This is a genomic window from Clostridium estertheticum, assembly GCF_026650985.1.
Classification (GTDB): domain Bacteria; phylum Bacillota; class Clostridia; order Clostridiales; family Clostridiaceae; genus Clostridium_AD; species Clostridium_AD estertheticum_C.
The window spans coordinates 3,605,673-3,625,533 of the sequence record NZ_CP086239.1 but is presented as its reverse complement, the minus strand read 5'-3'; the positions used below and the strand labels follow the sequence as shown (position 1 = coordinate 3,625,533).

The 19,861-nt window shown below is 31.0% G+C and carries 20 protein-coding genes; 17 read left to right on the top strand and 3 right to left on the bottom strand.

Annotation, left to right across the window (positions count from 1 at the left end):
• Nucleotides 1-6 precede the first annotated feature (6 nt).
• Entirely contained in the window at nt 7-834 is an 828-nt protein-coding gene (locus LL038_RS17405) for a discoidin domain-containing protein (protein ID WP_216127273.1), read from the top strand.
• 18 nt (nt 835-852) lie between these two features.
• Here LL038_RS17405 and LL038_RS17400 read toward each other — a convergent pair whose 3' ends face one another.
• Nucleotides 853-1,404 (bottom strand): biotin transporter BioY, encoded by a 552-nt coding sequence (locus tag LL038_RS17400; RefSeq protein WP_216127276.1) that lies wholly within the window; start codon nt 1,402-1,404, stop codon nt 853-855.
• 15 nt (nt 1,405-1,419) lie between these two features.
• The gene (gene bioB / locus LL038_RS17395; protein ID WP_216127279.1) at nt 1,420-2,376 is read right to left on the bottom strand and encodes a biotin synthase BioB; all 957 of its coding nucleotides are present in this window, start codon (nt 2,374-2,376) and stop codon (nt 1,420-1,422) included.
• 286 nt (nt 2,377-2,662) lie between these two features.
• On the opposite strand from bioB, the gene thiS reads away from it, so the two are divergent.
• The 9 genes from thiS (at nt 2,663) to LL038_RS17350 (ending at nt 11,070) form a co-directional block, all read left to right on the top strand.
• Entirely contained in the window at nt 2,663-2,860 is a 198-nt protein-coding gene (thiS, locus tag LL038_RS17390; RefSeq protein WP_216127282.1) for a sulfur carrier protein ThiS, read from the top strand.
• 75 nt (nt 2,861-2,935) lie between these two features.
• Nucleotides 2,936-3,712: a thiazole synthase gene (locus LL038_RS17385; RefSeq protein WP_216127284.1), complete on the top strand. Its 777-nt coding sequence runs from the start codon at nt 2,936-2,938 to the stop codon at nt 3,710-3,712.
• Nucleotides 3,713-3,725: 13 nt separating this feature from the next.
• Nucleotides 3,726-4,883, top strand: a complete 1,158-nt coding sequence (gene thiH, locus LL038_RS17380; protein ID WP_216127286.1) for a 2-iminoacetate synthase ThiH — start codon at nt 3,726-3,728, stop codon at nt 4,881-4,883.
• Nucleotides 4,876-5,475, top strand: coding sequence for a thiamine phosphate synthase (locus LL038_RS17375; RefSeq protein ID WP_216127288.1), 600 nt, complete (start codon nt 4,876-4,878; stop codon nt 5,473-5,475). The genes thiH and LL038_RS17375 overlap by 8 nt, the downstream gene beginning before the upstream one ends.
• A gap of 63 nt (nt 5,476-5,538) precedes the next feature.
• The gene (locus LL038_RS17370) at nt 5,539-6,408 is read left to right on the top strand and encodes a DUF1002 domain-containing protein (protein ID WP_216127290.1); all 870 of its coding nucleotides are present in this window, start codon (nt 5,539-5,541) and stop codon (nt 6,406-6,408) included.
• Between the two features lie 465 nt (nt 6,409-6,873).
• The gene (locus LL038_RS17365) at nt 6,874-7,011 is read left to right on the top strand and encodes a hypothetical protein (protein ID WP_216127303.1); all 138 of its coding nucleotides are present in this window, start codon (nt 6,874-6,876) and stop codon (nt 7,009-7,011) included.
• A gap of 82 nt (nt 7,012-7,093) precedes the next feature.
• On the top strand, nt 7,094-8,779 hold the full coding sequence (locus LL038_RS17360) for a hypothetical protein (RefSeq protein WP_216127306.1): 1,686 nt from the start codon (nt 7,094-7,096) through the stop codon (nt 8,777-8,779).
• Between the two features lie 287 nt (nt 8,780-9,066).
• On the top strand, nt 9,067-9,372 hold the full coding sequence (locus tag LL038_RS17355) for an AI-2E family transporter (RefSeq protein ID WP_216127309.1): 306 nt from the start codon (nt 9,067-9,069) through the stop codon (nt 9,370-9,372).
• 237 nt (nt 9,373-9,609) lie between these two features.
• Nucleotides 9,610-11,070 (top strand): IS1182 family transposase, encoded by a 1,461-nt coding sequence (locus LL038_RS17350; RefSeq protein ID WP_216128210.1) that lies wholly within the window; start codon nt 9,610-9,612, stop codon nt 11,068-11,070.
• A gap of 158 nt (nt 11,071-11,228) precedes the next feature.
• On the opposite strand, the gene LL038_RS17345 is transcribed toward LL038_RS17350, so the two are convergent.
• Nucleotides 11,229-12,599 (bottom strand): APC family permease, encoded by a 1,371-nt coding sequence (locus LL038_RS17345; RefSeq protein WP_216127693.1) that lies wholly within the window; start codon nt 12,597-12,599, stop codon nt 11,229-11,231.
• Nucleotides 12,600-12,879: 280 nt separating this feature from the next.
• Here LL038_RS17345 and LL038_RS17340 point away from each other — a divergent pair, with 280 nt between their 5' ends.
• The 7 genes from LL038_RS17340 (at nt 12,880) to larB (ending at nt 19,858) form a co-directional block, all read left to right on the top strand.
• Nucleotides 12,880-13,971, top strand: a complete 1,092-nt coding sequence (locus LL038_RS17340) for an aldo/keto reductase (RefSeq protein WP_216127690.1) — start codon at nt 12,880-12,882, stop codon at nt 13,969-13,971.
• Between the two features lie 384 nt (nt 13,972-14,355).
• Entirely contained in the window at nt 14,356-15,336 is a 981-nt protein-coding gene (cbiM, locus tag LL038_RS17335; protein WP_216127687.1) for a cobalt transporter CbiM, read from the top strand.
• Nucleotides 15,337-16,125 carry an energy-coupling factor transporter transmembrane component T family protein gene (locus LL038_RS17330; protein WP_216127681.1) on the top strand — a complete coding sequence of 263 codons (789 nt, stop codon included), beginning with the start codon at nt 15,337-15,339 and terminating at the stop codon, nt 16,123-16,125.
• A 34-nt stretch (nt 16,126-16,159) separates the two neighbouring features.
• The gene (locus tag LL038_RS17325; protein ID WP_216127678.1) at nt 16,160-16,885 is read left to right on the top strand and encodes an energy-coupling factor ABC transporter ATP-binding protein; all 726 of its coding nucleotides are present in this window, start codon (nt 16,160-16,162) and stop codon (nt 16,883-16,885) included.
• Nucleotides 16,886-16,943: 58 nt separating this feature from the next.
• A complete protein-coding gene (gene larC / locus LL038_RS17320; RefSeq protein WP_216127673.1) occupies nt 16,944-18,221 on the top strand; it encodes a nickel pincer cofactor biosynthesis protein LarC in 1,278 nt (425 codons plus the stop codon).
• A gap of 33 nt (nt 18,222-18,254) precedes the next feature.
• Nucleotides 18,255-19,079, top strand: coding sequence for an ATP-dependent sacrificial sulfur transferase LarE (larE, locus tag LL038_RS17315; RefSeq protein ID WP_216127670.1), 825 nt, complete (start codon nt 18,255-18,257; stop codon nt 19,077-19,079).
• 32 nt (nt 19,080-19,111) lie between these two features.
• On the top strand, nt 19,112-19,858 hold the full coding sequence (gene larB, locus LL038_RS17310) for a nickel pincer cofactor biosynthesis protein LarB (RefSeq protein ID WP_216127662.1): 747 nt from the start codon (nt 19,112-19,114) through the stop codon (nt 19,856-19,858).
• The last annotated feature ends 3 nt before the right edge of the window (nt 19,859-19,861 follow it).

The following is a 19,861-nucleotide window of genomic DNA, read 5'->3' as shown; positions in this document are numbered from 1 at the left end:
ATAATTATGGATGGAACAAATATAAATGAGTTAAAAATAGAGATAAGAGATAAATTCAATGATACCATAAGTGAAATAACTGGGAATGAGGCAGTTTCAATTGTTTATGCACAAAGTTATAAAGTGGGTGATAAAATTTGTTTTGCAAACTCATCTGAAAATAAATATCTGATTATTAAAATAGATGATGAATTAGATGAGGCCCTAATATATTTAACTTCAAATACATTGGAATTTCAGATACCGTTTGGTGAGGATGCTAAGGCATATTCTGAGAATACTTTTAATGGCATAGAACATAATATTAGTGTCCGTATAGCTAAAAATGAGGAGATATACACATATAGGGATATAGCCAAAAATGTAATTGATCAGCGTGGGGATACAACATATTACCCTCATTCAACAGCTAATGTAGAGACAAGAAATGAAGCAGTATTCGCAGCCAGGAATGTGATTGATGGACAAATATCTAATAAGGGACATGGTATCTGGCCTTATGAGTCTTGGGGAACTTGGCAAAGAGAAGATGCGCAAATCATAGTTAACTTTGGGAGAGAAGTAGAGGTGGATAAAATAGCTTTGTATTTAAGAGCTGATTTTCCACATGATACTTATTGGAAGTCTTTGAAAATAGAATTTTCAGATGGTACAAGCGAAATAGTAGAAACAATAAAAACTAGTGATGCACAGTATATAAGGTTTAGTAAAAAGACTATAAGATGGATTAAATTATTGGATTTTAGAAAGTCTGATGAACTAACTGACTTTGCAGCATTAACGGAAGTTTGTGTATATGGTAATGATATTCAAAAAAGACAGAGAAGATTATAATCTCTGTCTCTGTTTTATTTATTCTGTTAATCCAGCACTTATAAGTCTCTTTTTAATTTGAGGTCCAATCAATAATGCAATTACCATTTTTACTATGTCCCCTGGAATAAATGGAAGAACTCCAACTGCTAAGGATGCATTAAATGTCATATTTAACTGATAGGCTAGCCATGCTGTTCCAAATATATATGTAACAATTGTACCAAGGATCATTCCTAGGAAACACATATAAATTTTGTTGGAAAATTTGTCAATGAAAATACCACTAATAAATGCCATGAAAATAAATCCAATTAGATATCCACCTGTTGGTCCAAATAATTTAGTAAATCCTCCAGAAAATCCTGAAAAGACCGGTAGCCCTACAAGGCCTATGAGAAGATAAACTATATAACTAAGGGTTCCTTTTTTTTGCCCTAGTACATATACTGAAAAATAAATTGCAAGATTAGTTAATGAAATTGGTACTATGCCAATAGGCAGTGATAGAGGTCCTAATATACAAATAACCGCCGCCATAATCCCAATCAATGTTAAGTGATGAATATTAATTTTCTTTGTGTTTTCCATAACTTCATTCTCCTTCTATTTTTGAATATCAAAACCAAGTGCTGTAAGCATAATTTTATCTTGATCAGTATTATTTCCTACAGTAGTTAACATATCACCAGTAAGTGTTGCATTGGCACCAGATAGGAAGAGTTTTGAGCCTCCATCTGCAAAATAAGTTCTGCCGGCTGCCATACGAATATAAGAAGTTGGATTTAAGTAACGAAAAATGGCTATTGTCCTTAAAATATCGACCTCAGAAATTCTTTCTAAATTGCCAAATGGAGTACCTTTTATTGGCATTAATACATTGATTGGAATTGATATAATTCCAAGTTCTGATAAACTAATAGCCATATCAATTCTATCTTCCCACGTTTCACCCATTCCTATAATTCCACCTGAACAAACTTTAAGTCCTGACTTCTGAGCAAGTTTAATTTCTTTGATTTTGTCTTCATATGAATGAGTAGTGCAGATATTATGAAAGTTTTTTTTAGAAGTTTCAATATTTTCATGATACATTGTAACGCCAGCTTCTTTTAAGCGTATAAATTCTTCTTCTGTCAAAAAACCATGGGATGCACACAAGTTAATTTTACATTCATCATGCATCTTTTTATAGGCTTCTATTGCTTTATCAAAATCGGGGCCAGTTAAGGATCTTCCGGCTGTAACAATAGAGTAGCGATGTACGCCATTTGCCTCGTTTTTTTTACAATCTTCTAATATTACATCTGGGTTTAAAAAGTCATATTCTTCAATGCTTGTATTATGATGAGCAGACTGAGTACAGAATTTACAGTTTTCACTGCATTTTCCGCTACGTCCATTAATAATTGTACAAAGATCTACTTTTTTTCCGCATAATTTTTCGCGAATGATATTAGCACCTGAGCAAAGTTCTTTTAAATTTGTTGTTAATAAAAAGTCTAAATTATCATCTCTTTTTAAACGCTTTCCAGTAATAATTTCTTTAGCTAGTTTTTCCATACAAGTTTACCCCCATAATTTTAAAAATAAATTTAAATTTAGTATAAAATTTATCCTGTGAAATGTCAACCTATATTTTAAAATTGGTTTACAATTGCTTGGCGAATATAAAAATACATTTTTTAAGTATTGCAGAACAAGTAAAAAACTATATTGACATTATATAATTATGTTGTTACAATGTGTTAAAGAGTGATGACTAAGGTCACACGAAGGGGTACACCACCACGGGTGTAGTTCTTTGTGTGACCTTTTTTGTTGTATACAAATTTCGGGGGGTGGAATTATGATATATATAAATGGCAATGAAGTAAGCGATGTTGATAATTTAAGGTTATCTGATTATCTAGCACGAGAAGGTTATATAATTCCTTGTGTTGCAGTTGAATGTAACGAATATATTGTGCCTAAAACTGAATATGATGAAAAAATATTAACTGATGGTGATGTTATTGAAGTTGTAAGTTTTATGGGAGGCGGCTGATTTAAATATAAAAATGAATACTCAGGATAGAATATATTTAAAGTGAAAGATTAAGAAAATGAAGGAGAATAAAAGATGGAAAATAATACTGATAAACTTATTATAGGTGGACATGAATTTAGTTCGCGATTTATATTAGGATCTGGAAAATATTCACTTGATCTAATAAATGCAGCCGTTGAAAATGCTGGTGCGCAGATTATTACTTTAGCATTACGTCGTGCTAATTTGGGAGGCAGCGCTAATATTTTAGATTATATACCTAAAAATGTTACATTACTTCCAAATACATCAGGGGCTCGTAATTCGCAGGAAGCAGTTCGTATTGCACATCTAGCTCGCGAGATTGGATGCGGAGATTTTATTAAAATTGAAGTTATTCGTGATTCAAAATATCTGCTACCAGATAATTATGAAACATTAAAAGCTACTGAAATTCTTGCAAAAGAGGGATTTATAGTAATGCCTTATATGTATCCAGATTTAAATGTTGCAAGAGATATGGTAAATGCAGGAGCTGCTGCTATTATGCCACTTGCTGCACCTATTGGATCAAACAAAGGATTGTGTACACGTGATTTTATTAAAATTTTGGTTGATGAAATTGAACTTCCAATTATTGTAGATGCAGGAATTGGGAGGCCATCTCAGGCTTGTGAAGCTATGGAAATGGGAGTTAGCGCTATTATGGTTAATACTGCAATTGCGTCGGCAGGCAATATTCCAGCTATGGCGGATGCTTTTAAGAAGGCAATAGAAGCAGGGAGAAGCGCATATCTTTCAGGGCTTGGTAGTGTACTTTATAACGGTGCCTGCGCTTCATCACCATTAACTGGATTTATTAAAGATTAAGGAGGAGATTTGAATGGAACAACGTGTTGACCATATGGAATATATGGAAGGTATGGAACGGATTGAATCTAATGTTATGGATCAGGTTATCTCAAAAATGCAATCATACGATTCTGAAAAATATACAGCTCATAATGTGCTTATGGCTCTTAAGAAAGATGTATTAGATATTGAAGATTTTGCAGCTTTATTATCGCCTGCAGCGTTACCTTTTCTTGAGGAGATGGCTAAGCGTGCTAAAGTAGAAACACATAAGCATTTTGGTAACTCAGTTTATATGTTTACTCCAATTTATATTTCTAATTATTGTGAAAACTATTGTATTTATTGTGGTTTTAACTGCTACAACAAAATTAAGCGTGCGAGACTTAATGCAGATGAAATAGAAAAAGAAATGCAAAGTATTGCGAGTACTGGATTACAAGAAATATTAATTCTCACTGGTGAAAGTCGTAGTATGTCTGATGTTTCGTATATTGGTGAAGCTTGTAAAATAGCTAGAAAATATTTTAAGGTGGTTGGTCTTGAGGTATACCCAATGAACTCAGATGAATATGCATACGTACATAAATGTGGTGCAGATTTTGTTACTGTATTCCAGGAAACTTATAATTCAGATAAATATGAAACATTACATTTAGAGGGACACAAACGTGTTTTCCCTTATCGTTTTAACGCACAGGAAAGAGCACTAAAAGGTGGGATGCGCGGTGTTGGATTTGCTGCCCTTCTTGGACTAGATGATTTTAGAAGGGATGCTTTAGCGACAGGACTTCATGCATACCTTCTTCAACGTAAGTATCCACATGCTGAAATTGCTCTTTCATGTCCAAGATTATGTCCAATAATTAATAATGATAAAATTAATCCAAAAGATGTACATGAGAAGCAGCTGCTACAGATAATTACTGCATATAGAATATTTTTGCCTTTTGCAAATATTACTATATCAACTCGTGAACGTGCTGGTTTTCGTGATAATGTAATTGGACTTGCAGCAACTAAAATTTCAGCTGGAGTTTCAGTTGGAATAGGCGGTCATAGTGCTAAAGATGAGGCTAAAGGTGATGAACAATTTGAGATTTCGGACCCACGTACAGTAGCAGAAATATCTGATGTAATTAAGGATCATGGTCTTCAATCAGTTATGAGTGATTATATATATGTATAAACTGCTTGCAATTACTAATCGTCATCTTTGTAATAATGACTTTTTACAGCAGATACAAGCCATATGTTCATTGAATGAAAAAAACACAATGATTAAGTCTGTGAGTATAGTACTTAGAGAAAAAGATTTATCTGAAAATGATTATAAGGATTTAGCAACTAAGGTATTAGAAATATGTAAAGAAAATAATACAGAGTGTATATTACACACTTATTATAAAGTAGCAAGAGAGCTTAATTGTAAAAAGATTCATCTGCCTTTACATGTTTTAAAATCTAAACCGGATATATGCAAAGAATTTAATGAAGTTGGAGTGTCTATCCACTCAGTAAATGAAGCAATAGAAGCTGTTAATTTAGGTGCAACTTATATTATAGCAGGACATATATTTGAGACTGACTGTAAAAAAGACGTTCCACCAAGAGGTTTAAGTTTTTTATCATCAGTCTGTAGTTTGGTAAATATTCCTGTTTATGCTATTGGTGGAATTTTGCCTGCAAATGCTCAAAAGGCTATTAATGCAGGTGCAGATGGTGTTTGTATAATGTCAGGGTTAATGACCTCCGAAAATCCATTTACCAAATTAGTATAATTTGGGTTATAATATATCTAAGTCACTACAATAAAATAATGTGAAATATGGAGGTCTTTTTAAATGAATAAAAAATTAGTCTTAGGTGTAATTTTAACAGCAGCAAGTTTGTTTGCAACACCTATAAATAATGTATACGCTGATTCATATAAAAGTGTTACTATAGGGGCTGATTTGACGAATCAACAGAAACAAGACATGCTAAAGTATTTTAATGTAGATAGTAATAGTGCAAGTGTTGTTGAAGTTACGTCTACTGAGGAAAAGAAATATCTAGGAGATACAGTATCTAAAGGACAATTAGGCAATAAGTCGATATCATGTTCATATATTGAGCCAACAACTACTGGTGGTTTAGTAGTGAATACACATAATGTAACTTGGGTAAATGCAAGTATGATAAAGAATGCTTTAATTACAGCAGGAATTGAGAATGCTAATGTTAAAGTTTCTGCACCATTTACAGTATCAGGTACTGCAGCTATGACAGGCATATTAAAAGGATTTGAAAATAGTAAAGACGGTAAGAAATTAGATGAAAATACAAAAAAAACAGCTAATGAAGAGGTCGCAGTTACAGGCAAATTAGGTGAAAAAATTGGACAAGATAAAGCTGCGGGATTAATAAATGAAGTAAAGAGTGAAGTTATAAAAGATAAACCTAAAACTGAGGCTGGTATAACAAAAATAGTAAATAATGTAACGGATAATTACAATTACAAACTGTCTAAGGATGATGTAAATAATATTGTTGGATTGATGACAAATGTAAATAAACTAAATTTGGATTACAATAAAGTAAAAGGACAACTTGAGGGTGTAGCTAGTACAATGAAAAATACATTACAGAGTGATAAAACTAAAAGTTGGTTCGCAGGTGTGTGTGCTTCTATTGGGAATTTCTTTAAAGGGATAGCAAATAGTTTAAAATAATAAATGAGATGAGGATTGGAGGTATAAGTTAACTATTATTAGAGATGTCTTCTGTATTTAAGGAAGGTCCCTTTATATAGTGAATTTTACCCATCATACTTCGTATCCATCAGTAAAACCCACAACTAATTAATAAATTAGTTGTGGTTTTTTTTATGTCTTAACACATTGTAAAAGCTGATTGTGAGAAAGAGGTGATTGATGTATGGATATGAACAATTGTTGACAAATGTTAAGTTTGTAAAATTTAATTTAAGTATACAATATAATTAAAGATTGTTACAATAAAATCATATTAATTAGCATTTAGAGAAAATAAATATTGAAAATAGATAGGAGAAGTAAAATTGCGCATATTCTGATATGTGGTGATGACCTAACATAAAGATGGCATCTGTTATTAAATTTCGTGATCTTGAAGTAAATGTTTCAAGTTATAATAATAGAAGATGAGGAGTAACTTAAATGCAAACGATGAAACAATTGTTTCAGAAAGAATCAGTAATAAAAATATTATTACTAGCTGGTTTAGTGTTATTTGTTTATCTTTATTTGCAAAAGAAGACTCCGTTATCTGTAGACGGAGATGAATTTTGTTGCTAAATTATTTTTATATAAATTAATATTATAGGCTCTATTACGGCATAATATATATTAGAGATTATAAAAAAAGGCGGCGAATATTTTGAGGATAGAAACTAATTCTTCTACAAGAATATATAAAGATAAGCTCCGTTGCGAAAATATTAATAACCTATCGAATATACTGTATGTTGTTAATGAAGCTAAAATTAAAGCTTATTCAATTCTTGTTTACAATCAGGAGAACGGTCTTTCTAAGAGTATTCATTTAACTATTAAAAATATGTTTAATCTTAATACTTATTATACAAACTATGCTGCTCGCGAAGCTAAGTGGAATAAATCTTCTAATGTTGAATTAAACAAAATGTACATAGATGATTTAAAGCAGAACATTAACCATAGAGAGAAATCTGTTAAGGATTTAACTAATAAAATTAAATTTTGGAGTAAGATTCATACTCATATTATCGATATATCTAAGGCTATTAAAAATAGTAAAAGTCTCCCCAAATTTAAGTATTATAGACCATATTATTTTTATATGTCAGATAATAAGATTTTTGTTGAGGCCAATTATAAAAATAAATCAATTATATATAATATATACGATTTTGAACATGCTCTTGTCGTAAAAAAAATTAGCAGATTAACTAATAAACTGAATATGATTAAGCGTGGTATAGGTTATCAAAAACAAAAACTTGCAAGGTTTAATACAAGTGTAGTAAAATCATGTTTTGGTACTAAGAGACTATTCAAAGCTCAGCATACATTATATAATGATCATTTTGCATGGAAAGAAGACTTCTATAAAGCTAGACATAAAACTATAGAACTTCAAGGACTTAACACAGTTACACAAGGAAATGCTTGTGTTAAATACAACTACGAAACGAATTTACTAAGTATCCAACTGCCCTATGAAAATAAAATAGGTGCATATCATAGTTCACAATGGTTTGAAGTAGAAAATGTTGATTTTCCTTACCATAAATACTTATTAATAGAAGCTCTAAACACTAAAAATTCCCCTGTTTCTTGGAGAATTGAGGACAAAGGAGATTATTTTTTGTTTAAGCCATCTTATAAATTATTTAAAGATGAGAATCAAATTAATTATTCTAAGGCAAATGGAATTGTAGGCTATGATATAAACTACGACCATATTGCATGGAGCGAAACTGATTGTATCGGCAATTTATTAGACTTTGGCACTATACATTTTAATATATCAAATAAGACTTCAGGGCAAATTTCAAAAATTTTAGAAAAGGGTGCCTTAGGACTTGTTCAAATAGCCAGGGATAAAAATAAACCACTTGCTGGTGAGGATATTAAAAACATCAGTAAATCCAAACTAACTTATGGGAATACTAAACGAAATATGAAAATCAGTATGTTTGCTCATAAAAAAATCATTGAAGCAATCAGTTCCAGGGCTTTTAAAGAAAATTTAGCCGTATTTTATGTAAATCCAGCATACACTAGCCAAATGGGTAAAATAAAATATATGAAAGCTAAAGGAATATCTATTCATGTATCCGCTGCATACTGTATATCTCGTAGAGCTCTTGGGTATAAAGAGAAAATACCTTTGATGTATAGAATATTTACAAACAATTGGAAGGTACTGTCCAAAGAAATTAAAACGCTTAAAGTTCATTACCTCTATAAAGTTTCAAGCACCTTCGGATACTCGAATTTAAAAGCTTTTGTAAAAGATACTATAGTAAGCAATTATGCTGTCTTCAAAGAAAAGCCTATTATAAAGTTTAGTTTTAATTAAATTATTCAGATAAATTACTTTAATATAAAAATAAAAAATTGCTTTATAGCTTATAGTTACCCTAAAATCTAAGGTTGCTACGCAGTGAAGGCACTTACGTGATAGGGGTGCATTAATTATGAGCTACTCATGAAATAATTATACTTGTAGCTTATTATAAAAATTAGCTTGTTTAGAATACTAAACAAGCTCTATGTTACAAGGATATTGTTTCTTACGGTTCTTAGTTCAATGAGAACTGGACCGCTTTTGCGGTTTACAATCACCCACTTCTATAAGTGGTGCGTATGTTGAATTCGTTAGTTCCTTTATGTTTAATTGCTTTCAAAATAGGCGGATTAATTAAAGTTATTTTTGTAATTAGTATGATTTTTATAATTCATGCCATTGAGAGTTACATTTTAAACCCAAAGTTTATGTCTCATACAACTAATCTACCAATGTTTTTTACCTTTGCTATATTATTAGTATCAGAGCATTTTATGGGAATTTGGGGTCTACTCCTTGGAATACCGATATTTATGTTTTTGTTAGATTTAAGTGGAGTAGATTTAAGTAAAAAAGGCTCAAAATTAAAGATCAAAGAGAATTAAAGCATAAAGATATTGGTGCAAAGTATATTTTTTTCAATGGACAAGATATAGTAAGTATCGGTTAGCTTAAACCATGAAAAACCACAACTAATTGGGAGGCCACTGAAAAACTATATGAAAAATCGTCATCGAATTAAAGATGGCGATTTTTTTATGTAAAAGACTAAAAACAAAAAGGAATTTTAAAAGATATGTCGAATTAGTATAGTAGAATAAAATAAAAGGGGCTAAACTATTATGCTAAAAGGACAATTGGAAATAAAAATAAATACATACCATAGCTTATATTCGTTAATTATTCCGAAAGATAACATTTTAAAGCAAATTAATGACCTTGTTGACTTTTCATTTGTTTATGACGAATTGATTATTAACTATAGTTCATCTATGGGTAGAGGTGCTATTAACCCTATAATGCTATTTAAATATTTGCTTTTGAAAGTAATATATGAATTGTCTGATGAAGATGTTGTTGAAAGAACTCTTTATGATATGTCATTTAAATATTTTCTGAATTTAGCCCCAGAAGAAACAAATTTAATAAACTCAAGTACATTAACTAAATTTAGAAAGCTTCGCCTTAAAGACATGAATTTATTAGATTTATTAATAAACAAGACTGTAGAACTTGCTATAAAAGAGGGAGTTTTAAAAAGCAAAGCAATAATAGTTGATGCTACGCATACCAAGTCACGTTATAACCAAAAATCAGCAGGAGAAGAATTATTGAAACGTGCAAAAAATTTAAGAAAAACATTGTACGGAGTACATCCTGAGATAAAAGAAGATTTGCCGAATAAAGTTACAAATGGAGTACTTGAAGATATTCTTGAGTACTGCAAATTATTAATTGATAGCATAAACAAGAATCCAGAAATTGTAGCAAATCCAACTGTGAAAACTAAATTAAACTACTTAACCGAAGCTTTTAATGATGACATAGAAAACCTAAAACTATCAAAAGATGAGGATGCAAAAGTGGGGCATAAGACTGAGGATAGTTCTTTTTTTGGATATAAATCACACCTTGCTATGAGTGAAGAACGTTTAATTACAGCAGCTGTTATTACAACTGGCGAAAAAAGTGATGGAAAGGAGCTCATAGCCTTAATAGAAAAAAGCCGTGAGGCTGGTATAGATGTTAATGAAGTAATTGGAGATACAGCTTATTCTGAAAAGAAAAATCTAGAATATGCAAAAGAAAATAAAATTGCATTAATTTCAAAACTAAATCCTGTAATTTCACAAGGAATGCGAAAAAAAGAAGATGAATTTGAGTTTAATAAAGATGCTGGTTTATTTGTATGTCCGGCAGGTCATATGGCTATTAAAAAAGCAAAACAGGGAAAGAAGAATGTTGGTAAAAATCAAGTGTTAACTTACTATTTTAATGTAGAAAAGTGTAAAAATTGTGTTCATAAAGATGGGTGTTATAAAGAAGGCGCTAAATCTAAAACTTATTCAGTTTCAATAAAGTCAAATACCCACAAAGATCAAATAGAGTTCGAAAAAAGTGAATATTTTAAAAAACGTGCTAGGGAGCGTTATATGATAGAGGCTAAAAATAGTGAACTTAAGCACCAACATGGCTATGATGTAGCAATATCGTCAGGCTTAATTAGCATGCAAATGCAAGGTGCATTATCAATCTTCACTGTGAATCTAAAGAGAATAATTAAGTTGAAAAGCATGAAATAGGGCTTTTAAAACTTAATTATAAAAGAAAAAGCATGAGATATCCAAAAATATGGATTCCTCATGCTTTTTCTATTCAAATTTGAAAACTCTACTGAAAAAAGAGTGCTTTTTTCAGTGGCCTCCTAATTGGTTGTGGTTTTTCTTATGTTTTAGCTTATTTAATTTTTTGAAGTTAGGCTTTGTTTTTTTGAGAACAAAGCACCGATAGCCATTATAATTGCAAATATAATTAGATATGCAACAACTGATATTTTATGAGAAAAACAAGCAGCAACTATCATGAATACACAGCCTACTAATGAAACAATAGGCATTACAAATCTTTTAAATGTATTTAAATCCTTCTCTTTTTTCATCATCATAATAAAAATAGGAATATATAATGCATAAATAGTAACTATAGGTAATTCTGATGAATCAAAACAAAAGAATCCAAACCAACGTTTTGAAGGGTCTGTTAAGTTAGCGCCATAGAAGTATACTAACCATATGGCACAAAGAAGTAGTCCTAGTATAGATGAATTTGTTGGCATATTAGTCTCACTATCTATTTGTTTGAATATTTTTGGCTTTGGTCCAAAGCCCCTTGCTGCTAATGAATAAATACCTCGAGTACATCCGAGCATTAATCCATTTAAAGTTCCAAGGCAAGAGATAATAACAAATACAAATACTAGAGTACCGCCTGCAGAGGAGAATATTTTTTGAAATGCCAATTTAGCTCCAGCTTCTCCGCCATTCATCATAACTTGATTTGTTACAGCTCCAGCTAGGCCCATGTAGTAAAGAATATAAACAACCATAATTATAAAAGTACCTCCAACAAGAGCAAGTGGAAGGTTTTTCTTTGCATCTTTTAGTTCAGCATTGATACTTGTAGCAATAATCCAACCTTCATATGCAAAGGCTGTTGCAACAACTGCTGTAAATAATGCATTTGCAGTACTTACTTTTTTCACTACTGTTGTAAAATTAATCATAGTCATACCACTATGAATACCTACGATTGTACCAATTATAGCCATTAAAATCAGTGGGATTAGTTTTATAACAGTTGTACTAACTAGAAATTTACCAGATAAAACTGGTGATAATGCATTTAAAGCAAAGCTACCTATCAAATATAGACAGGCAATGGTCATACACTCTCCACCTGCAATTGAAAATCCCAATAATACACAGGTATATCTAGCTGAAACCCATGCTAAAACTGATGTCAATGTTGGGTAGTAAATTAGTGCCATAAACCAGCCAACATAATACCCATATTTCTCACCCATAGTAGCTTCTGCATAATCGACTATACCGTTTACTTTCTCGTATTTAGTTGCCATTACAGCAAAGGTATAGGCACAAGAAATCATAATAACACCACCAATAACCCAAGCTAAAATACCTAGTGTAAGATTACCACCGGTTGCAGTTAATACTTTTTCTGCCTTGAAAAAAACGCCACTACCTATAACGATACCGACAACCATGGCTATAGCAGTAATAAGACCGTACTTTTTTTCTAACTTTGTTTCCATGATTAAACAAATCCTTTCATAATTCATAATTTATAATTTTCAATAAACTCATTATATCATTACACTTTATAGCTTTACAAGGATAAAATCAATAGTAAGTGGTTTGCTTCGCATGACGCTAGGGCAACTGTGACCTAGAAAAAATATTAAATATAATATGTTTAATTTTCTTATAAAAAAGAACCTCTTGACTTAAAGTCAACTTTAAGTGGTATGCTTGTTGTAAATACCGAGTAATAAATAATGAATGAAGCATCGACTTCTGAAAGGAAAGATTTAAATGGAATATAGAGAATTACCTCATGGTGGAGGAAAAGTAAGTACAATAGGAATAGGTGCGGGTAGCTTAAGCGAAGCGTCTCCACAGCAGGTCCGTAAAATAATAGAGTATGGTATGCAGAAGGGAATCAATCTTATGGATACAGTTATGTATGATTCTAGTGCACAGCCTGCTATTGCAGCTGCACTAGAAGGACATAGGGATAAGATGGTAATGCAGATTCACCTTGGCGCCTATTATCCTCATGGACAGTATGTGCGTACACGAGACCTAAAGCAGTTGCAGAAAGGTTTTGAACAGGAACTTAAAAGTTATCACACTGAGTATGCGGATATAGGTATGATTCATTGTGTGGATGAAATGGAGGATTTAGAAAATATTATACATGGTGGCATTTTGGATTATGCTGTGAAATTGAAACAAAATGGTATAATTCGTTATTTGGCAGTTTCTTCACATTCTCCGAAAGCATGTTTGAAACTTTTAGAAACAGGAAAGATTGATTTATTTATGCTCAGTCTTAACGCTGCCTATGATTTTGAGCCAGTTGGTGAAAAATTAACGTTATCAGATACAAGAATGAAACTTTATCAGGAATGTTCTAAGCGTGGTGTTGGAATTACAGTTATGAAACCGTATGGCGGAGGGCAATTACTGAATGATCGTACTTCTCCACTTGGAAGAAAAATGTCAATATATCAATGTATACAATATGCACTTGATCGTCCAGCGGTTTTATCTTGTTTGCCAGGAGTGCGTAATCTACAAGATTTAAAAGATGTTCTTAAGTATTATGATTTAGCGCAAAATGAAAAGGACTATTCATTTATAGGCACTATGCAACGACAGGATATACAGGGGAGTTGTATTTATTGCAATCATTGCCAACCTTGTCCACAAGAAATTAATATCGGGTTAGTCAATAAATATCTTGATTTGGCAAAGGCAGGGGATGAACTAGCAAGAGACCATTATCAGAACTTGAAACATCATGCATCAGATTGTATAGAATGTGGTGTATGTGAAAAGAATTGTCCATTTCATGTGGAAGTAAGAGAAAAGATGAAGGAAGCTGTAGAATTTTTTCAATAATTTGGTTATATCCCAGAGTGCACCTGGAAATGGGTGCGTTTTTGCTTATTAAAGAATCTATTAAAGCGTTCAGTGAGTATCTTTGACGGTATATATATTGCAGTAACGTATTACTTATTAGTTTTAATAAATAAATTTCATATGTAAAAGGGCTTGACTTGGAGTGCACTCCAAGTGGTAGGATATATATAACATCAAAAAATTCAGAAAAACACTTGACTTGGAGTTCACTCAAGGTGATACACTTTATATTGAAAACAATTACCAAATATTTGAACGATGTTGTAGAAAAGTTTGAAAAGAACAGTATTATTCCTACTAGAAAATAATTACTGTTGAACCAAAGAGGTAATCTAAAAAGATGAATGGAGGGGTAATAACTTTATGCATATACCTGATAATTATTTAAGTCCTTCAACTTGTGCTGTTTTTGGAGTGGTTATGCTGCCTATATGGAGAAGGGCGAGTTTAAAGGTAAAAAATGAAATAACAAGGCAGAAAATGCCTCTTCTTGGAGTAGCAGCGGCCTTTTCATTTTTAATTATGATGTTTAATATACCTATTCCAGGAGGAACTACAGCCCATGCTATTGGGGGTGCACTTGTTGCAATTTTGCTTGGACCTTATTCTGCTGTTTTAGCGGTTACTATAGCACTTGTAATTCAAGCATTGTTTTTCGGAGATGGAGGGATTTTAGCACTGGCCGTAAATTGTTTTAATATGGCTTTTATAATGCCATTTACAGCATTTTATTTATTCAAACTTACAAAAAAAATATTTAAAAACCGAAAGGGAGAATATATTGGAGCTTTCCTAGGTGGTTATATTTCAGTTAATGCAGCAGCTTTATTTGCCGCAGTGGAGTTGGGTGTTCAGCCATTACTATTTAAGGATTTTTCAGGACTACCACTATATAGTCCCTATGGACTAGCTGTATCCATTCCAGCTATGTTAATACCTCATTTATTAGTAATTGGAATTTTGGAAGGAATAATAACAGTTGGAGCTTATAGCTATATAAAAAAGGCATCACCAGATGTAATATATAAAGGAAAAGCAAGTAAAATAAATCTTTTATACACTATAATAGGAATTATCATTTTAGCTACTCCTTTAGGACTTTTAGCAAATGGAACTGCCTGGGGAGAATGGGGATTAGAAGAGATTAAGCATTTTATAGGATTTGTGCCTAAGGGAATGGAGCAAGGATTTAAATTTAATTCACCAATTCCAGATTATAGTTTTGGATTTTTAAGTAGTTATTTTGGATATATTTTATCAGCATTAGCTGGGGTAATAATAATCTTAATTATTTTTAAGGTCTTAGAGAAAATAAATTTGAAGAGAAATATAAAAGGAGATTAAATGGTTCCAGAATGGCTTTCAGAAAAAGATAATTACATTCCAAAGAAAGAAAAAACCTTATACATTGAAAAAAGTATTTTTTCTTTAATTAAAATAATTTCGATAATCAGGCAAAATAAAAATCAAGATAAATTAATCTATTCAATAAATCCATCCATAAAGGTTGCAAGTACTATATTAATAATACTTTGTGTAGCTATTTCAAGAAGTTTTATTTATCTATTAATAATAGATGGATATGTGTTAATTAATCTTTTCCTTATAGAAAAGAAATTAAGTAAAAGGATATTGTTTAAAAGTTTTATCTTTCCGTTAATAACTTTAATAACATTAATACCATCTATGGTTTATGGAAATATATACAATAGTTTGTTAATTTTCCAAAAAATAATTATAACTATATTGCTTGTGAATATATTATCTCATACTAGTAAATGGAGTGAAATTAGCAAGTCATTAAAATTACTATTTATACCAGATATATTTATATGGATTATGGATTTAACCATAAAATATATTGTTCTGCTAGGCGAACATTCTATTAACCTATTACATGCGTTAAAACTTAGATCAATTGGTATAACTCCTAATAAATATAATTCTCTCACAGGAATTATTGGAAATTTATTCATAAAGTCTTATAAAATGAGTGAAGAAATGTTTCATGCTATGGAATGTAGAGGTTTCGTAGGAGAATATACTATAAAAGCAGATTTAAAATTAAAGAAAGTAGATTATGTATATTTTATAATAAATATACTTTTACTTAGTTTGTTTATATTTTTATAAAAAATTATATCTGAAAAATCAAGGAGAATTATTAATGATAAAATTAGAGAATATTTCATTTACATACAAGAATAAGGTAGCTCTTGATAATGTAAATGTCCATATAAAAGAAGGGGAATCCATAGCTATTATAGGTCCAAATGGAAGCGGGAAGTCAACCGTTTTAAAATTGTTAAATGGTATTATTTTTTCAAGTCAAGGCAAATATATGTTTGATAACAATGAAATAAATGAACATACATTAAAGGATACTAAGGTCTTAAAACTATTTCATAAAAAATTAGGATTTGTATTTCAAAATTCTGATGCTCAACTATTTTGTTCTACTGTCTTTGAAGAACTGGCATTTGGACTTATGCAAATGGAACTACCAGAGGGAGAAGTAAATAAAAGAGTAAGAGATTGCCTTAATCTACTTAATATAGATAAGTTAAAAGATGAGCATCCGTATAATTTAAGCGGAGGAGAAAAGAAGAGGGTTGCAATTGCTAGTGTTTTAGCTATGAATCCAGACGTAATAACTTTAGATGAACCAATGAATGGGATAGATCCAAAAGGAAAAAGGTTTTTAAAAGAATTACTAATTGATCTAAATAAATGCGGCAAAACTATAATTTGTGCAACACATGATTTTGAATATATAGAAGGCGTTTTTGATAGAGCTATAGTATTTTCTGAAGATCACAAAATAATAAGAGACGATAAATATGAAAAAATTATAAATGATTCAGATTTCTTAAGAAAATATAACATTATATAATTTTAAACATTGGATAAGATAACATCTAAAATTCAAACAGTTAAAAGGGGTGATAAACATGGAAATTTTATATTACGATTGTTTTTGTGGAATAAGTGGCGATATGAATTTAGCGGCACTAATAGATTTAGGAGTTCCTAAAGAATATTTAATAAAAGAACTTTTAAAATTAAATTTAAATACTGAATATGAAATAAAAATTGAAAAATCTGAGAAGCTTGGCATAATAGGAACTAGGGTAGATGTCATATTAAAAGGTAAATTAGATGATGAGATACATATTTCAGATAAAGATTTACATGGGCATAACCATGAACACAATCATCATAATGGCGATGAAGAGCATCATCATGATGAAAATAACCATAGTCATGAACATAATCATAGAAACTTGAAAGATATAGAAGAAATAATAAATTCAAATGATTTAAGTGATAAGGTTAAAAAACTTAGTATAGATATGTTTATGAAGGTTGCAGAGGCAGAAGCAAAGGTCCATGGAAAACCATTATATGAAGTACATTTTCATGAGGTAGGAGCTATTGATTCAATTGTAGATATCGTAGGAGCAGCTATTTGTTTAGACTATTTAAATGTTGATAAAATTATTGCATCTCCAGTTCAAGTTGGAGGAGGGTTTGTTAAATGTGCTCATGGGCTTATGCCAGTACCAGCTCCTGCAACAGTAGAAATCTTAAAGAATATTCCTATAAATTCTGGAATAGTACAATTTGAAACTACAACTCCAACTGGGGCGGCAATACTGGCAGCAAACGTTGAAGAATTTACTCGAAATGTTGATTTCTCAATTAAGAAGATAGCATATGGAATAGGTCATAGAGATTTAGAGATTCCAAATGTTTTAAGAGTATATTTAGGTGAAAAGGAAAGTCCTGAAAAAGTAGGAGAGAATTATATACTTGAAACTAATATAGATGATATGAATCCAGAACTTTATGGATATGTGGATGAAAAACTTTTTGAAGTAGGAGCCTTAGACGTATTTAAAACATCAATATTTATGAAAAAGGGAAGGCCAGGAATAAAATTAAGTGTATTAGTTAATGAAAAATGCGAAAAAAATGTTTTAGATATTATTTTTGAAGAAACAACTTCAATTGGTGTTAGAAAATTTAAAGTTGGAAAAATAATGCTAAATAGAGAATTTTCAAAAGTAAAAACCGAGTATGGGGATATTACAATAAAGAAATCTTATTATAAAGGGAAGCTATTGAAATATAAACCAGAATACGAAGAATGCAAGACTATAGCAAAAGAAAAAAATATATCTATAGACAAGATATATAAGGCAATTTATAAAGAAGATATAAAATAAAATCATGTATCATGGAGAGAGGCGGAAATATAAATGATTAAAAATGAAAAGTATAATGAATTAATAAAATATATTAAAGGTTTAGGAAAAGTCGTTTTAGCATTTTCAGGTGGAGTAGATAGTACTTTTTTACTTAAAGTAGCAAAAGAAGCGTTAGGCGATAATGTAAAAGCAGTAACAATTATGTCTCCATATATTCCAAAGTGGGAAATAGCAGAGGCAAAGGAATTAGCTAAAAAATTAGGAGTGCAGCATGAAATTATTGAGGCTCCCATTATTGATTCAATTAAATTTAATCCAGAAGATAGATGTTATCATTGTAAAACTGCAGTGTTTGGTATGATATTAGCTATTGCGAAGGAACAAGATTATAACTGTGTAATAGATGGAACTAACTTTGATGATATAAGTGATTATAGGCCAGGTCTTAAAGCATTAAAAGAATTAGAAATAAAAAGTCCACTTTTAGAATGCAAAGTAACTAAAGCAGAAATAAGAGCTTTTTCCAAAGAATTAGGACTTAATACTTGGGATAAGCCAGCATACGCTTGTCTTTTAACAAGAATACCTTATGGAAATGAATTAAAAGTAGAAGATTTTGAGAAGATTGAAAATGCAGAAAAATATATGATGAGCATAGGGTTTAGAGCTGTTAGAGTAAGATGTCATGGAGATTTAGCAAGGGTTGAAGTAGCTAGACAAGACAGAAGTAAATTATTTGATGAAGAGCTTTTAGACACTATTTCTCAAAAGATAAAAGAATGCGGATTTAAATATGTAACATTAGACTTGCAAGGATATAGAGTAGGGAGCTTCAATGAAACTATAATGAAAAATTTAGATGGGCAAAACAAATAAAAAATAAACAAAAATCTTAGGAGGATGAACTAATGAATAAAGAAGAAATTAAAGTTTTATTGGAAAGTGTTAAAGATAATAAAATAAACGTAGAAGAAGCTCTTGAAAAATTAGAAGATTTACCTTTTAAAGATTTAGGTTTTGCTAAAATAGATAATCAAAGAGAAATTAGAGTTGGTTATCCGGAAGTAATATATTGTGAAGGAAAAACAGTAGATCAAGTTAGAGATATTGTTAAATATATGCTTACAAAAGATAATAATATATTAGGAACTAGAGCTAACGAAGAAATGTATAATGCAGTAAAGGAAATATGCATCGACGCAGAATATAATAAACTTGGACGAACAATAACTATTAATAGAATGGGAGAACCCCTTACAGAGAGTTATATAGCGATTGTTGCAGCAGGTACTTCTGACTTGCCTGTTGTAGAAGAAGCATTTGAAACTGCTAGAATATTAGGAAACAAAGCTATCAAAATAATAGATGTAGGTGTTGCAGGTATACATAGGCTTTTCTCAAGATTAGATGTTATTCGCGGAGCTAAAGTCATTATAGTTATTGCTGGAATGGAAGGGGCTTTAGCTAGCGTTGTGGGAGGACTTGTAGATAAACCTGTAATAGCAGTTCCAACTAGTGTTGGATATGGAGCAAGCTTTGGAGGTATTGCAGCTTTACTGTCAATGTTAAATAGTTGCGCCAGTGGAGTTAGTGTAGTAAATATAGATAATGGATTTGGTGCAGCATATAATGCTAGCATAATTAATAAGTTATGAATT

Excerpts from the sequence above, each read along its gene's own strand:
- cbiM (WP_216127687.1), top strand. The coding sequence starts at position 14,356 with ATGCATATACCTGATAATTATTTAAGTCCTTCAACTTGTGCTGTTTTT.
- larB (WP_216127662.1), top strand. The coding sequence starts at position 19,112 with ATGAATAAAGAAGAAATTAAAGTTTTATTGGAAAGTGTTAAAGATAAT.
- LL038_RS17325 (WP_216127678.1), top strand. The coding sequence starts at position 16,160 with ATGATAAAATTAGAGAATATTTCATTTACATACAAGAATAAGGTAGCT.
- thiS (WP_216127282.1), top strand. The coding sequence starts at position 2,663 with ATGATATATATAAATGGCAATGAAGTAAGCGATGTTGATAATTTAAGG.
- LL038_RS17350 (WP_216128210.1), top strand. The coding sequence starts at position 9,610 with ATGCTAAAAGGACAATTGGAAATAAAAATAAATACATACCATAGCTTA.
- larC (WP_216127673.1), top strand. The coding sequence starts at position 16,944 with ATGGAAATTTTATATTACGATTGTTTTTGTGGAATAAGTGGCGATATG.
- LL038_RS17400 (WP_216127276.1), bottom strand. The coding sequence starts at position 1,404 with ATGGAAAACACAAAGAAAATTAATATTCATCACTTAACATTGATTGGG.
- thiH (WP_216127286.1), top strand. The coding sequence starts at position 3,726 with ATGGAACAACGTGTTGACCATATGGAATATATGGAAGGTATGGAACGG.
- LL038_RS17340 (WP_216127690.1), top strand. The coding sequence starts at position 12,880 with ATGGAATATAGAGAATTACCTCATGGTGGAGGAAAAGTAAGTACAATA.
- LL038_RS17375 (WP_216127288.1), top strand. The coding sequence starts at position 4,876 with ATGTATAAACTGCTTGCAATTACTAATCGTCATCTTTGTAATAATGAC.
- larE (WP_216127670.1), top strand. The coding sequence starts at position 18,255 with ATGATTAAAAATGAAAAGTATAATGAATTAATAAAATATATTAAAGGT.
- LL038_RS17345 (WP_216127693.1), bottom strand. The coding sequence starts at position 12,599 with ATGGAAACAAAGTTAGAAAAAAAGTACGGTCTTATTACTGCTATAGCC.
- LL038_RS17385 (WP_216127284.1), top strand. The coding sequence starts at position 2,936 with ATGGAAAATAATACTGATAAACTTATTATAGGTGGACATGAATTTAGT.
- bioB (WP_216127279.1), bottom strand. The coding sequence starts at position 2,376 with ATGGAAAAACTAGCTAAAGAAATTATTACTGGAAAGCGTTTAAAAAGA.
- LL038_RS17355 (WP_216127309.1), top strand. The coding sequence starts at position 9,067 with ATGTTGAATTCGTTAGTTCCTTTATGTTTAATTGCTTTCAAAATAGGC.
- LL038_RS17370 (WP_216127290.1), top strand. The coding sequence starts at position 5,539 with ATGAATAAAAAATTAGTCTTAGGTGTAATTTTAACAGCAGCAAGTTTG.
- LL038_RS17330 (WP_216127681.1), top strand. The coding sequence starts at position 15,337 with ATGGTTCCAGAATGGCTTTCAGAAAAAGATAATTACATTCCAAAGAAA.
- LL038_RS17405 (WP_216127273.1), top strand. The coding sequence starts at position 7 with ATGGATGGAACAAATATAAATGAGTTAAAAATAGAGATAAGAGATAAA.
- LL038_RS17365 (WP_216127303.1), top strand. The coding sequence starts at position 6,874 with ATGCAAACGATGAAACAATTGTTTCAGAAAGAATCAGTAATAAAAATA.